The 13,976-nt window shown below is 55.9% G+C and carries 15 protein-coding genes; 9 read left to right on the top strand and 6 right to left on the bottom strand.

Translation table 11 applies throughout. From position 1 onward, the window contains the following. Window positions 1-216: 216 nt before the first annotated feature. Window positions 217-1,416 carry a tyrosine--tRNA ligase gene (gene tyrS, locus PMYSY11_RS03245; RefSeq protein ID WP_069902640.1) on the bottom strand — a complete coding sequence of 400 codons (1,200 nt, stop codon included), beginning with the start codon at window positions 1,414-1,416 and terminating at the stop codon, window positions 217-219. Between the two features lie 223 nt (window positions 1,417-1,639). On the opposite strand from tyrS, the gene PMYSY11_RS03240 reads away from it, so the two are divergent. Continuing rightward, complete coding sequence (locus PMYSY11_RS03240) at window positions 1,640-3,046, top strand: peptidoglycan DD-metalloendopeptidase family protein (protein ID WP_150548314.1); 1,407 nt, start codon at window positions 1,640-1,642, stop codon at window positions 3,044-3,046. A gap of 4 nt (window positions 3,047-3,050) precedes the next feature. After that, window positions 3,051-4,142 (top strand): anhydro-N-acetylmuramic acid kinase, encoded by a 1,092-nt coding sequence (locus tag PMYSY11_RS03235; protein ID WP_150548313.1) that lies wholly within the window; start codon window positions 3,051-3,053, stop codon window positions 4,140-4,142. A gap of 73 nt (window positions 4,143-4,215) precedes the next feature. On the opposite strand, the gene erpA is transcribed toward PMYSY11_RS03235, so the two are convergent. From erpA to argC, 4 genes are all read right to left on the bottom strand, one after another. Beyond that, window positions 4,216-4,566, bottom strand: coding sequence for an iron-sulfur cluster insertion protein ErpA (erpA, locus tag PMYSY11_RS03230; protein ID WP_069902671.1), 351 nt, complete (start codon window positions 4,564-4,566; stop codon window positions 4,216-4,218). A 77-nt stretch (window positions 4,567-4,643) separates the two neighbouring features. Next, complete coding sequence (locus tag PMYSY11_RS03225) at window positions 4,644-5,054, bottom strand: bactofilin family protein (protein WP_069902637.1); 411 nt, start codon at window positions 5,052-5,054, stop codon at window positions 4,644-4,646. A gap of 15 nt (window positions 5,055-5,069) precedes the next feature. Beyond that, window positions 5,070-5,795: a DUF6776 family protein gene (locus tag PMYSY11_RS03220; protein ID WP_069902636.1), complete on the bottom strand. Its 726-nt coding sequence runs from the start codon at window positions 5,793-5,795 to the stop codon at window positions 5,070-5,072. Continuing rightward, window positions 5,795-6,829, bottom strand: coding sequence for an N-acetyl-gamma-glutamyl-phosphate reductase (gene argC / locus PMYSY11_RS03215; protein WP_090515381.1), 1,035 nt, complete (start codon window positions 6,827-6,829; stop codon window positions 5,795-5,797). The genes PMYSY11_RS03220 and argC overlap by 1 nt, the downstream gene beginning before the upstream one ends. Before the next feature lie 132 nt (window positions 6,830-6,961). On the opposite strand from argC, the gene hemJ reads away from it, so the two are divergent. From hemJ to PMYSY11_RS03195, 4 genes are all read left to right on the top strand, one after another. Then, window positions 6,962-7,390 carry a protoporphyrinogen oxidase HemJ gene (gene hemJ, locus PMYSY11_RS03210; protein ID WP_090515383.1) on the top strand — a complete coding sequence of 143 codons (429 nt, stop codon included), beginning with the start codon at window positions 6,962-6,964 and terminating at the stop codon, window positions 7,388-7,390. Window positions 7,391-7,453: 63 nt separating this feature from the next. Further along, window positions 7,454-8,410 carry an NAD(P)H-dependent flavin oxidoreductase gene (locus PMYSY11_RS03205; RefSeq protein ID WP_150548312.1) on the top strand — a complete coding sequence of 319 codons (957 nt, stop codon included), beginning with the start codon at window positions 7,454-7,456 and terminating at the stop codon, window positions 8,408-8,410. Window positions 8,411-8,556: 146 nt separating this feature from the next. Continuing rightward, the gene (locus PMYSY11_RS03200; protein WP_150548311.1) at window positions 8,557-9,510 is read left to right on the top strand and encodes a DUF805 domain-containing protein; all 954 of its coding nucleotides are present in this window, start codon (window positions 8,557-8,559) and stop codon (window positions 9,508-9,510) included. A 77-nt stretch (window positions 9,511-9,587) separates the two neighbouring features. After that, window positions 9,588-10,379, top strand: coding sequence for an SDR family NAD(P)-dependent oxidoreductase (locus PMYSY11_RS03195; protein ID WP_150548310.1), 792 nt, complete (start codon window positions 9,588-9,590; stop codon window positions 10,377-10,379). Window positions 10,380-10,388: 9 nt separating this feature from the next. On the opposite strand, the gene PMYSY11_RS03190 is transcribed toward PMYSY11_RS03195, so the two are convergent. Further along, window positions 10,389-11,873: an AAA family ATPase gene (locus tag PMYSY11_RS03190; RefSeq protein WP_172970659.1), complete on the bottom strand. Its 1,485-nt coding sequence runs from the start codon at window positions 11,871-11,873 to the stop codon at window positions 10,389-10,391. An 85-nt stretch (window positions 11,874-11,958) separates the two neighbouring features. On the opposite strand from PMYSY11_RS03190, the gene PMYSY11_RS03185 reads away from it, so the two are divergent. From PMYSY11_RS03185 to PMYSY11_RS03175, 3 genes are all read left to right on the top strand, one after another. Continuing rightward, a complete protein-coding gene (locus PMYSY11_RS03185; RefSeq protein ID WP_090515392.1) occupies window positions 11,959-12,297 on the top strand; it encodes a histidine triad nucleotide-binding protein in 339 nt (112 codons plus the stop codon). A gap of 109 nt (window positions 12,298-12,406) precedes the next feature. After that, the gene (coq7, locus tag PMYSY11_RS03180) at window positions 12,407-13,054 is read left to right on the top strand and encodes a 2-polyprenyl-3-methyl-6-methoxy-1,4-benzoquinone monooxygenase (protein WP_150548308.1); all 648 of its coding nucleotides are present in this window, start codon (window positions 12,407-12,409) and stop codon (window positions 13,052-13,054) included. Between the two features lie 144 nt (window positions 13,055-13,198). After that, on the top strand, window positions 13,199-13,963 hold the full coding sequence (locus tag PMYSY11_RS03175) for a carbonic anhydrase (protein ID WP_150548307.1): 765 nt from the start codon (window positions 13,199-13,201) through the stop codon (window positions 13,961-13,963). Window positions 13,964-13,976: the final 13 nt, after the last annotated feature.

The raw sequence follows: 13,976 nt of genomic DNA, 5'->3' as shown, positions 1-13,976 counted from the left end.
CTGTCAACACCTCGTTTTCTACCGCTTTCGATCACCGTGGCGATCACTCTAAAAGGCTTTCAAACCACCCTTCAGAGCCCGGCGCATTCTACACAGCTTTCGCTGCTTTGCAACCCCTCTTTTTAAGCTAACTTCTTGTTTTATAAGAAGTTTTCCGAGAGGTCGCCGCCGGGAGAGGTGCGCATTATAGGCACCTCAGTTTTGCCGTCAAGGGTTTTATTCGGCTTTCAGGCTAATCCGTGCAAATGACTTCTTACCGGCCTGGCAGACATGAGTTGCGCCCAGCTTGAACAGGAAGGAGCGATCTACAACCTGACCATCAACACGCACACCGCCAGAACCCAACAAGTCACGCGCCACTGCCGCGTTCTTTACCAGGCCTGCCTTATTAAGGAGAGCGGCAATCGGCATGTCTTCGCTCGCAGCCAATTCGACCTCAGGAAGATCTTCCGGCAGCTCGCCATCCTTCATGCGGTTACCCGCAGAGCGATGAGCGTTTGCAGCCGCCTCTTCTCCGTGGAAGCGCGCAACGATTTCTTCTGCCAGCTTGATTTTGATGTCGCGCGGATTCGCACCGTTTTCGACATCCAGCTTGAACTGATTGATTTCATCCATTGAACGGAAGCTGAGCAGCTCGAAGTAACGCCACATCAGCGAGTCGGGCATCGACACCAGCTTGTTATAGATAGTGCCCGGTGCTTCCTGAATACCGATGTAGTTGCCCAGCGACTTGGACATCTTCTTCACACCATCCAGACCTTCAAGCAACGGCATGGTCACGATGCACTGCGAAGACTGGCCGTAAGAGCGCTGCAATTCGCGCCCCATCAGCAGGTTGAACTTCTGATCGGTACCGCCCAACTCGACATCGGCCTGCAAAGCCACAGAGTCATAACCCTGCACCAGCGGGTAGAGGAACTCGTGAATCGCAATCGGCTGATTGGTGGTGTAGCGCTTATTGAAGTCATCACGCTCAAGCATGCGCGCAACGGTGTATTGCGACGCCAGTTTGATGAAGTCGGCAGGCGTGAGCGTCTCCATCCAGGTGGAGTTGAAGGCAACCTCGGTCTTGGCTGGGTCCAGAATCTTGAACACCTGCGCCTTATATGTCTCAGCGTTGGCCAACACCTGCTCGCGCGTTAACGGAGGGCGCGTAGCGCTCTTGCCGCTCGGGTCGCCGATCATGCCGGTGAAGTCACCGATCAGGAAGATCACCTGATGACCCAACTCCTGGAATTGACGCAGCTTATTAATAAGCACCGTATGCCCCAGGTGCAGATCAGGTGCCGTTGGGTCGAAGCCCGCTTTAATGCGCAACGGCTGACCGCGCTTGAGCTTTTCGACCAGCTCGGACTCAACCAAAACCTCTTCTGCGCCGCGCTTTATCAGCGCCAGCTGCTCTTCAACCGACTTCATGGCAGGACTCTTAATCACTCAAAACGAAAGGGAACCAACGATACAAGATAACGGACAAATAACAAGTTTTGCCAACAGCTAGTCAGTCTGCGGCGTGATAGCACTGTAACAGGGTTGCCTCACAGGCATTTTGGTTATATTTTATACAGTTAGTGCATATTCATCATGTAATTCATCTTTTCCATATTTTTCTTTTCATCTCTTCAAAGTCAAAAGTAGCCATATGACCCATAAAATAAGCACGGCGCCACCCCTGTACCCCAAAACCCACATTTTGGCTGCCAGCGGTGTCGCCGCTGTGCTGAGCCTCGCCTTGTTAGTGTTCCCCACACGTGAAGTAGAAGCCAAGAAGACCTATCTGGGCCTTGAACTGGACGCCCCAACAGAACAACTGCTTAATAATGAAGACCTGCCAGAAAAGCTTGAGGCCCCAATCCTCGCCTCGCCTTTCGCGCAGATAGAAGGCGATTCAGCAGATGCAAAAGAAGTCGCCCTCAAGGAAATCACTCCAGAGCCGCCTGAAGACCCCACGCAAAAATCCATCACCGTTGCGAGTGGCGATACGCTCTCGACCATCTTCGAAAAAGTTGGCCTGCCCAACAGCACGCTGCATGACGTGCTGCAAAGCGATAAGAACGCCAAACGTTTCGCCAAGCTGAAAGTAGGCCAGACCCTTGACTTCAAACTGACCGAAGACGGCCAGCTCGAAAGCATCGAGTGTCAGGTAAGCCAACTCGAAACCATCCGCATGGAAAAGAGCACGAATGGCTACGCCTTCAAGCGCGATATGCTCAAGCCGGAAGTCCAGTCCGCCTACGCCCACGGTGTAATCACCGATTCGCTGTTTGCCTCAGCCCGTCGCGGCGGTCTTTCGCACAACCTGACCATGGAACTGGCGAATATTTTCGGCTACGACATCGACTTCGCGATGGACATTCGCAAAGGCGATGAGTTTGAAGTGATTTACGAGAACAAGGTGGTAGACGGCAAGAAAGTCGGCACCGGACATATCCTCTCGGCACGCTTCAAAAACCGCGGCAAAACCTACACAGCTGTTCGTTATACCAACCAGCAAGGCAACACCACCTATTACACAGCCGATGGCGGCAGCATGCGCAAGGCCTTCATCCGCACGCCAGTCGACTTCGCCCGCATCAGCTCGCGCTTTTCCAACGGTCGCCGCCACCCAATTCTGAATAAGATCCGCGCCCACAAAGGCGTCGATTACGCAGCGCCTCGTGGCACCCCGATCAAAGCGACTGGCGATGGCAAGATCGTACTTGCGGGTCGTCGTGGCGGTTACGGTAATGCTGTAATCATTCAGCACGGCCAACGCTACCGCACGCTTTACGGCCACATGCAGGGTTTTGCCAAAGGTATTCGTACTGGCGGCTCGGTCAAGCAGGGTCAAATCATCGGCTATATCGGCACAACCGGCCTCTCTACCGGCCCACACCTGCACTATGAGTTCCAAGTGAACGGTGTACACGTCGACCCGCTCAGCCAAAAGCTGCCGATGGCAGACCCGATTGCCAAAAAAGAGAAGGCACGTTTCATGAAGGTCAGCCAACCGTTAATGGCGATGATGAACAAAGAGCACGAAACCATGCTCGCGCTTAACAAGCGTTAAGTTCATGCACCGCTATTTCGGGGTCATGTCGGGCACCAGCCTCGACGGCCTGGACATTGCCCTGATCGAACAGGGCAATTCCACTCGCTTAGTTGCCACCCACTACATCCCGATGCCGAATCAGCTGCGCGCAGACATTCTCGCTCTGTGCGCAAGCGGCCCGGATGAACTGGCCAGAGCGGCACTCGCCGAACAACAGTGGGCACAGCTTGCAGCGCAAGGCATTGGCGCAATACTCCACGAGCAGAACCTGAACCCTGAAGATGTCCGCGCCATTGGCAGCCACGGCCAGACCGTGCGCCACGAACCGGCACGCGGCTTCACAGTTCAGATCAGTAACGCTCCTTTGCTTGCAGAGTTGACCGGTATTTGCGTGGTCAGCGATTTTCGCCGGCGCGATGTCGCCGCTGGCGGTCAGGGCGCTCCTTTGGTGCCGGCCTTTCATGAGGCGGTGTTCAATGCGGCGGGCGGCTTGCGCGCAGTTCTCAACATCGGCGGTTTCAGCAACCTGACGCTGCTGGCACCTGACGCCGAGGTTCGTGGCTTTGACTGCGGCCCCGGCAATGTTTTGCTCGACGCCTGGATTGGCCGACACCAGAACGCCAGTTACGATCAGGACGGCAACTGGGCGGCCACAGGGCAGGTGCAAGCGCAGTTGCTCGACGCCTTTTTGCAGGACAGCTTCTTCGCCACCCAAGGCCCCAAAAGCACCGGCCGTGAGCTGTTCAATATCGAGTGGCTGGATCAGCACTTGAGTCGACTGCCATCATTTCGCCCAGAAGATGTGCAAGCCACGCTGCTTGAGCTGACTGCTCAAACCATCGCCAAAGCCTTGCTCAGCGCTCAGGCTAAAACCGAACAATTACTGGTTTGCGGCGGCGGCGCGCGTAACATCACGCTGATGAACCGCCTTGCAGCCTTGCTGCCAGACTGCAGCGTTTGCGCGACCGATACCCACGGCGTTCCTGCTGACTGGGTCGAGGCGATGGCCTTTGCCTGGCTCGCCCATTGCTGCCTGGAAGGCATACCCGCAAACCGCCCAAGCGTTACCGGTGCCAAAGGCTTGCGGATACTCGGCGCCATCCACCCGGCCTGAGCTTTATTACCCCACATACAAAAACGCCGCACTGATTAGCGCGGCGTTTTTGGTGTGACTCAAGCAAGCATAATCAGATCGAGAATGAAGAACCGCAGCCGCACGTAGTGGTTGCATTCGGGTTATTGATCACAAAGCGTGAGCCTTCCAACCCTTCCTGATAATCCACTTCGGCACCTGCTAGGTATTGAAAACTCATCGGATCAACTACCAGGCTAACGCCTTCGCGCTCAATGATGGTGTCATCATCTGCGACTTCTTCATCAAAGGTGAAGCCATACTGGAAACCAGAGCAGCCGCCACCTGTAACGAATACGCGCAACTTCAGACGAGGATTTCCCTCCTCATCGACCAGGCTCTTCACCTTGCTCGCTGCACCTTGGGTAAACAGCATTGCTGTAGGGGTGAAGGTTTCGACGCTCATGCTGACTATCTCCCGGCGCCAGGCGCCATACTGCATTGATGCCGTGCATTATCCGCTTACCCTACAAATGCGGTCAACTATTCTGCGATTTCTAGGCTCTCGGGTAATTCTAACGGCTTTACATGTTCTTTCAGGTGGCAAAGATTACCTTCGATTTGGGCGCCCATTGCCATCTCCATCAGACCATAATAGAGATTACCGCATACGCGTGCACGCGCGCCGAGCTCGAGATGCTCGCTGGCATAAACATCGCCAATCACTTCACCGTCAATAACTATATGGGGTGCGCGAACCTCACCTTCAACCTTGCCTTCGACACTGACGCGGATCATTCCCTCAGTAGTCAGTAGATTCCCTTCTACCCGACCATCAACCTGAACAGCTCCCATAAAGCGCATTTCGCCAGACAACGATGCACCCGCGGCTATGAGGCTGGTTTTGCCAGTAAATCGCTGCACGTCAACCTTCTTCTTTTCTTTGTTCCACATGTGGGCCACTTACTCTTAATCGATCCATTTGAATGTGCGTTCCAAAGGTTTCTCACCTTTGACTTCGGCGCGCACTCGAACCTGAGCGGGCACGAAGCCTTCAGGTATTTCCAACTCGGCGAAGCGTCCTGCCTCGGGAATTGACTTAAAGTGTTTGAAGGTGAAGGGCAGCGACTTGCCATCGAACTGCCCCGCCGCCTCTGTCGTCAGCTCGGACAATTCAAGCTTGGCTGACTTGCCAGCCTGCTTGCCCTCAACCGTAATCCGCAGTTGGCCGCTTAAGGGTTTGTCATCCTTACCCACCCGACTGAGGAGTATCTTGTAGCGATAATTGCGTGGCTTTTCCGTGGACTGCAGCTCAAAGGTGCCAATTCGCAAGCCGTCTTGACGACTATTGGGCGCCAGCACTCCTTTATAGGAAGCCAAATCCTGCTGCAGTTTGAAAATCTGCTCTTCAAGAAGCTTTATCGACAAGCGACTTTGCTCATTGGCCTGCAACGCAACCGTTTCGCCACTGGCCGCTCTGGCCAGGCTCTGCTTCAACTGCTCGATCTCGGCGTCTTGCTGGGCAACCCGCTCTTGCAGCGGTTTTACCTGATCGTTCAGGGCCTGCATTTGCTCGTCATGCCAATAGGCGCCGACCATAAATGCAGCCGGGATCGCCAGCAGCGCAACCGTTAGCGCAACGCGCAAGCGCCCAGTACGACGGGCGCCACGCGGATGAACCTCCCAGCCTGCCATCAGGGCAACATGGCCGCATGCGCAAGGCCGGCATTCTCTTCCAGGCCAAACAGAATGTTCATGTTCTGCACGGCTTGACCAGAAGCGCCTTTGACCAGATTGTCGATGACCGACAAGATCACCACCAAGTCACCATCTTGCGGACGATGCACGGCGATGCGGCAAACGTTGGCGCCACGCACGCTGCGTGTTTCCGGATGGCTGCCAGCTGGCATCACATCCACGAAGGGCTCATTGGCATAACGCTTTTCGTACAGCGCCTGCAGATCTACCGAACGATCGACCACGGTTGCGTACAGCGTCGCGTGAATACCGCGAATCATCGGCGTAAGGTGCGGTACGAATGTCAAACCAACCTCATGCCCCGCAGCGCGGCGCAGGCCCTGACGAATTTCTGGCAAGTGACGGTGACCTTTGACGCCGTAAGCCTTCATGCTCTCGCCCGCCTCGCTGAACAGCGAGCCAACACTGGCGCCACGCCCTGCTCCACTGACGCCGGACTTGCAGTCGGCAATCAACCGATCGGTATCAGCCAGCCCTGCTTCAAGCAGCGGCAGCAAACCCAACTGAGCCGCCGTCGGGTAGCAGCCAGGCACCGCAATCAAACGAGCTTGCTTGATCGCGTCACGATTGACTTCCGGCAGGCCATAAACCGCCTCACCCAAAAGCTCAGGAGCGCCATGCGGTTGGCCGTACCATTTGGCCCACTCATCGGCATCGGCCAGACGGAAATCGGCAGACAGGTCGATAACCTTGGTGCCAGTGGCCAGCAAGTCAGCAGCCAGTGCGTGCGCTACGCCATGCGGGGTTGCGAAGAACACCACATCACAGGCGCCCAGCGTGGCGACGTCCGGCACACTGAACGCAAGCGTTGGATAATGGCCGCGCAAGTTCGGGTACATCTCGTCCACTCGCATACCGGCTTCGGAGCGCGAAGTAATGACTTCAACCTGGGCCTGCGGGTGCTGCGCCAACAGACGTAACAGCTCGACGCCGGTGTATCCGGTTCCACCTACAATCCCAACCTTGATCATTGCTTGCCCCTTACGATAGCGCTGAAAAGATGCTGATGATAAGGCCGCAGCCGCCGCGGGCCAACCGCCATTGATGACGGATGCCGTACAGGCCTCTACTATCTGCCTATCTATTTGCCAAGGTGTTACCCAATGCTCTATTTGTGGCTCAAAGCTCTGCACATTATTGCGCTGGTCTGCTGGTTTGCCGGACTGTTTTATTTGCCACGCCTGTTCGTCTATCACGCCATGAGCGACGACCAGATCAGCCGCGACCGTTTCTGCACCATGGAGCGCAAGCTGTATCGCGGCATCATGACCCCTTCGATGATCGCAACCGTGCTGCTGGGCATCGGCCTCATCAGCCTCAATCCCGGTTTCTACTTTAGTCAGGGCTGGATGCACGCCAAACTGAGCTTGGTCGTGTTACTAGTGATCTATCACTTCATGTGCGGCGCACAAATGAAACGTTTCGCGCGTGGCGAAAATCAGCGCACCCATGTTTTTTACCGGTGGTTCAACGAAGCGCCGGTTCTGGTGCTGCTCGGTGTGGTAATCCTGGTTGTGGTGAAACCCTTCTAGGCCGCGTCGCGCTCATTAACCGCCGCCAAAGAGCAACTATTCACAGACATTGAAGGAAACTTTATGACTTTGCCCGCCTTGCTCGAAAACAAACTCCGTCTGCCTCTGGTCGCAGCGCCGATGTTTCTGGTGTCGAACCCGGACCTGGTGCTTGCCTGCTGCAAAAATGGTGTCGTTGGCAGCTTTCCCGCACTCAATCAGCGCGAAAGCGCCGGCTTCAAGCAATGGCTTGAGCAAATAGAAGCGGGCCTTACCCCAGACAGCGCGCCTTATGCGGTCAACCTGATCGTGCACAAGAGCAACCCACGGCTGCAGGCTGATCTGGCCATTTGCATCGAACACCAGGTGCCCATCGTGATCACCAGCCTGGGCGCAGTCAAAGAGTTGGTAGATGCGGTGCATGAATATGGCGGCTTGGTTTTCCACGATGTCACCACGCGCCGTCACGCCGAGAAGGCAGCCGAGGCCGGAGTTGATGGATTGATTGCAGTGGCTGCCGGTGCGGGCGGGCATGCCGGGACCTGGAGCCCGTTTTCGCTGATCGCCGAGATTCGCCAGTTCTTCGATAAAACCCTGTTGCTTTCGGGCTGCCTCAATCATGGCCACGAAATCCTCTCCGCACAGTTGCTCGGCGCCGATCTGGCCTACATGGGCACCCGCTTTATTGCGACCACCGAAAGTGACGCGCAGCCTGAATACAAGCAGATGATTCTCGGCGCCAAAGCGGCAGACATCATCCATACCCCGGCGGTGTCCGGCGTACCCGCCAGTTTTATGCGCCAAAGCCTGGAACAAGCTGGTTTTGACCTTAACCAATTGCAGAACAAGGGTGAGATCAATTACGGGGAGAAACTCAAACCCATCAGCGATGAAGCAAAAGCCTGGAAAACCGTCTGGTCTGCTGGTCAAGGCGTTGGCGAAATCAGCGATGTTCCCGACACGGCAGAGTTGATTGCACGACTGGATCGTGAATATCAGGCCGCGCTCAACCGTGCTCTGGCACTCAAGGCTGCGCACTGAAACTAACGACTTGAGTTGATGGCAATCTGCTACATTTTATCGGCTGCCGACAACCGTCCAGCGTTACAAACCAGCGGTGCCATTACCGCTGGTTTAGCATCAAGCAATCACATCAATAGAGTTCTGCCGCAGAGAAGGATGCTCTTATGAATCAAGCCCGTTATAAAATTGTGTTCAGCGGCGAGCTTATGCCTGACGCCTCGTTGGACACGGTGAAGGAAAACCTGGCCCGGCTGTTTAAAAGTGACGTCAGTAAAATCAATGACCTGTTCAGCGGCAGGAATGTCGCGATCAAACATAATCTCGCCGAAAGCGAAGCTGATCAATACATCGGCGCCTTGCAGCGTGCCGGTGCAAGGGTCCGCAAAGAGCCTGAACTCAGCGAAAGCCTCAGTTTAATGGCAACCGATGATCATGGCGCGCCTGCAGCGGCGGCCGAGTCAGCCGAGCAAATGACCTGCCCCAAATGCCAGCACGTTCAACCCAAAGCGGACGAGTGCAGTGCCTGCGGCATCATCATCGAGAAGTATATCGCCCGCCAGGCAACCCTGACCGACAGCGCCCCGGCGCAGAGTAGTGAGGTCTCGGCAGTAGCGCCCGCCTCGCCTTACGCACCGCCAAAGGCCAACGTCAGTGACAACATGCCCGAGTTCGGCCAACTCAAAGCCTTCACCACCAATGGCCGGATTGGCCGCCTGCGTTATCTGGCATGGACGCTGGTCATGCTGCTTGCCAGCACACCGCTGCTGGGTGTTGCGGCGGCAGGCTACGCCATATCCGATCTGTTCGGCAGCCTGTTGGTTGTACTCGCGACTATTGCCGTGTTCGTAATCGCGATTCAGATAGGTGTGCAGCGCCTGCATGACATTGGCTGGTCTGGCTGGCTCTTGCTGATCAATATTGTGCCGGTGGTGGGCAGCGTGTTCGCCCTGCTGATGGTGGTAATGCCCGGTACCAACGGCGCCAATCGCTACGGCCCAATGCCGCCGCCCAATAGCACCGCAGTTAAAGTACTGGCCTGCTTGTTCTTGCTGGTACCGTTGAGCGGCATTATTGCTGCCATCGCCATGCCAACTTTATTTTCCGCCTATGCGCCTTAATCGATAAGCTATGCACTGTCTCCATTTGGAGGGGGACGCCCCGAACAGGGTTAAACCAACTGCAACATGGAGACAGCATGACTCAGTACGCACTTGTTACAGGTGCATCCAGTGGTATTGGCCTGGCACTGGCCGAGGCGCTCGCAAGACGCGGGCGCAACTTGATTCTGGTCGCCCGCAAACGCCCTGCCCTTGAGAGTATCGCCAGCGAGCTGGCCATGCGTTTCTCGGTCGAGGTTCTGTTTCGCGTTTGCGACCTCAGCGAGCCACAACAAGTCACCGGCCTGCTATTCGAACTGGAAGAACAAAACCTGCGCATCGACCTGCTGGTCAACAATGCCGGCATCGGCACAGCTGGCGCGTTTGTCGCTCAGGACTGGCGCCGCGAGCAGCAATTACTAGAGGTCAACGTACTGGCACTGGCGCGCCTGTGCCATTCCATTGGCAACATCATGGCCGGACAGGGCAGCGGGCAGATACTCAATGTGGCATCAGTCGCCGCCTTCCAGCCGGGCGCGTGGATGAGCAACTATTACGCGAGCAAGGCTTACGTGCTGCACTTCTCCGAAGGCTTGCGCGAAGAACTCAGCCGCTACGGCGTCAGCGTTTCAGTGCTGTGCCCCGGGCCGACTAAAAGCGCATTCTTTCGCAGCGCAGAGCTGGATGTCAGCGGTATTGAAAACAGCAAGTTGATGATGAGCTGCGAAGAAGTGGCGCTGATTACCGTCAAGGCACTGGCAAAGCGCCGGACCATCATCATTCCGGGCTGGCGCAATCGACTGCTGGCACTCTCGCCGCGCTTTGCCCCACGTTGGCTGGTGCGCAAGATCAGCGCGAAGATCAACCAGCGCGTGGGCAAGATCGCTTAGCGATACCGTTCAACCATCGGCGCTCACCGTTCTGCCACGCGCCCAGTCACGCAGCGCCGTGATCTGCTCGGCCATCACCACCGAAAGCGGCGCGGTTGCCTGAATCGCCTGCACCAGCAGCGCCTGATCGACCGCGCGCTGCTGGGCTTGCGCCATATACAGCGCACTGACAATCACCTGCTCAATCTCGGCTCCGGAAAACCCAGCGCTGGCCGCAGCCAATGCAACCAAATCGAATTCAGCCGCGGCCATTTCGCGACGCTGTAGATGGATGCTGAAGATCTGCTCGCGTATCGCACTGTTTGGCAGGTCGACAAAAAACACCTCATCAAACCGGCCTTTGCGCATCAGCTCCGGCGCCAGCTGGTCGATGGCATTGGCGGTCGCCACCATAAATACCGGCGCCGTGCGCTCCGCCATCCATGTCAGCAAAGTGCCCAATACCCGCTGGCTCACACCGCCATCGTTATCGCCGGTCGCCAGCCCCTTCTCGATTTCATCGACCCACAGAACGCAGGGCGACATTTGCTCGGCAAGCTTCAAGGCGTCGCGCAGATTACGCTCGGTCTCGCCAAAGAACTTGTTGTACAGCGCAGCAATATCCAGGCGCAGTAGCGGCATGCCCCACATACCCGCGACGGCTTTGGCGGCGAGGCTTTTACCGCTGCCTTGCACGCCGAGCAGCATAATGCCCTTGGGTAAATCGGTGGCCGAGGCGCTCAAAAATGCGCTTTGCCGGGCTGCCAGCCAACTCTTCAGATTGCTCAGACCGCCCACTTCGGCAAAGCGTGCGGTTTCATACTCGAAGCTCAACACACCATCGAGATCGAGCAGTTTGAATTTGGTCTTGTTCAGTTCGGGCAAGTCTTCCTGCGTAATCGCGCCGTCATCGCAAATCACATTTCGCGCCAGCACGCGCGCTTCGGCATGGCTCATACCGCGCAGATTCTTCACCACCTGCTGCAAGGTTTTATTGTCGGTGCGCACCCGCACATTACGGTTGCGCTCGCTCCAGCTCGCCGCCTCCTCTCGCACAATTGCCAGCAACTCATCTTCCGATGGCAAGGCCAAAGCAAATCTGGCGGCATAACGCTGCACTTCAGCGGGTAACTTACAGGCATGTGAAACCAGCACCAGCGTGGGTTTATGCGCGTCCTCGCTCATGGCGATTTCTTTGAGCAAGCGCACCAACTTGGGGTTATCGCTGAGAAAGGGATGCAGATCGCACATCACATAAAGGGTTGGCTGCACATCGGCCTTGATCAGCCGCAGCGCCGCCTCCGGCTCTGTACTGTTGTGCTGATCAGCGCCGTCTGCGCCAAAGCCAAGGCGCTGTAAACCCTCAGTAACGGACCAAAGCACAATACTCAGCGCGCGCCTGACGGCTAGACTGGTAAGGGTTTCAAGGACGCGACGCTCATCCCATGACTCGATCAAGATCAGTTTGACCTTGGAATCCAGAACTAAACCAAGGTCATGAATATCGTTTCTCAAGCTGAAATCCTTAGCTGGCGGTGGCTCGCACGTGCGATCTGCACGGCGGTTTAAACCCAAGTTCCTAACAGCCCGGGAGGTTTTTATGGACTGTCTGTTCTGCAAGATTGTCAGCGGCGACATCCCTGCGCAAAAGATCTATGAAGACGATCAGATACTCGCCTTCAACGATATTAGCCCGCAAGCGCCGGTGCACTTTCTGGTTATCCCGAAAAAGCATATCAGCACGCTCAATCATCTGACCGCAGATGATAAAGAGCTCGCCGGGCATATTCTCCTGACGGCTCAACATTTGGCAAAAGAGTCAGGGTGCGAAGCGGGCTTCAGGGTTGTGATGAACTGCGAAGAGCACGGTGGCCAAACGGTTTACCACATTCATATGCACGTGCTCGGCAAGCGTCAAATGACCTGGCCACCTGGCTGATTGCTCAGCCAGGAGCACGCCCACTCACGGGCAGGCGCTGATCTCGATCAAACCTGACGCGCGGGTTTAGAGTAAACTGTGCGCTGTTGTTTTCGTCGGAGATATTCTCATGGCCCAAATGCGTCACTACTCCCCAGTCGACCGCCTGCTGCTGCAAGCAGATACGGCGCTGCGCACGTTGTTGCCATTCAGTGGCCAGCCAAGCCGACCTTCACCCGCTATCGTGCAGCCCGAAGCACAGCTTGATGCCGAGCAAACCCAGCATATTGCCGGGCTGATGCGCATCAATCACACCGGCGAGGTGTGTGCTCAGGCGTTGTATCAAGGCCAGGCATTAACCGCCAAACTGCCACATGTGCGTGAAGCCATGGAACAGGCCGCCGATGAGGAAATTGATCATCTGGCGTGGTGCGAGCAGAGAATCCGTCAACTGGGCAGCCACCCAAGCGTACTCAACCCGTTGTTTTACGGTTTGTCGTTTGGCATCGGTGCATTTGCAGGGCTGGTCAGTGACAAAGTCAGTTTAGGATTTGTTGCTGCCACTGAAAATCAGGTGGTGAAACACCTCGATGATCACCTGCAACAAATTCCCGCCACAGACGAGAAGTCTCGCGCCATTCTTGAACAGATGCGTGAAGATGAAGAACATCACGCCTCAAGCGCAATTGAGGCCGGTGGCTTGCGCTTTCCTGCGCCGATAAAGCTGGGCATGTCCCTGTTATCCAAAGTGATGACCAAAAGCACTTACCGCATGTAATCATCGACGGGCTCAGGACTGCCTGAGCCCGCCCTGAAACTTCGTGATTTCTCGTAGTCTTTTTCCGCACAACTGTTATAGCCCGCCCTGACCCCGCCAAACTCTCTACCATCGCCCCTGTTAATTATTACAGGGAGTTTCAACGTGTCTGTAAAACATATTCAGCAGAAACTATTCATCGCACTGCTTATCGCGATGCCTGTTCATGCACTCGCCAGTGGCTGGAGCTACGCAGGCCAGAACGCACCAGAGCATTGGGCAGATATAGACCCGACAGGTGGCAGCGAGGCTTGTCTTGCTGGGGAGGCGCAATCACCCGTGGATGTAGATCTACACAAGCTTGCGCATCAACCCGGCTTAGCCAAAGACCTGACCATCAACTACCAACGCAGCGCGCTGCAGTTGGTCAATAACAGCCACTCAATCCAGGCCAACCTGCAACCAGGCAACTCTCTGATATTCAAGGGCAGTAGCTACAACCTTGTGCAGTTCCATTTTCATACGCCGAGCGAACACCAGTTCAATGACAAGAATTTCCCGATGGAAATGCACCTGGTCAATCAGGCTGAAGACGGACGACTGCTGGTAATGGCGGTGATGATCAAACAAGGTGAAGCCAACACTGAACTGGATCACCTGTGGAAAATGCTGCCACAAAAAGCCGGTCAGGCCTTCGACATCAGCGAGCCACTGGCACCTGACCTCGCGGCCATATTGCCGAGTAATAGCAAGCATTTGCTGTATACCGGCTCGCTGACAACACCGCCATGTACCGAGGGCGTACAGTGGGTGTTATTCGAGCAACCGATTGAGATGTCCGCCGCGCAGATCAAGGCATTTCAACAGCTATACGCCGACAACCACCGCCCGATAAAACCGCTCAACTCGCGCCAAGTGATTGAAGACTAATCGCTCCAGGGCT

The sequence above is a fragment of the Pseudomonas marincola genome (genome assembly GCF_900682675.2).
GTDB classification, from domain to species: Bacteria; Pseudomonadota; Gammaproteobacteria; order Pseudomonadales; family Pseudomonadaceae; genus Aquipseudomonas; species Aquipseudomonas marincola.
This window is presented reverse-complemented; position numbering and strand designations above follow the sequence as displayed.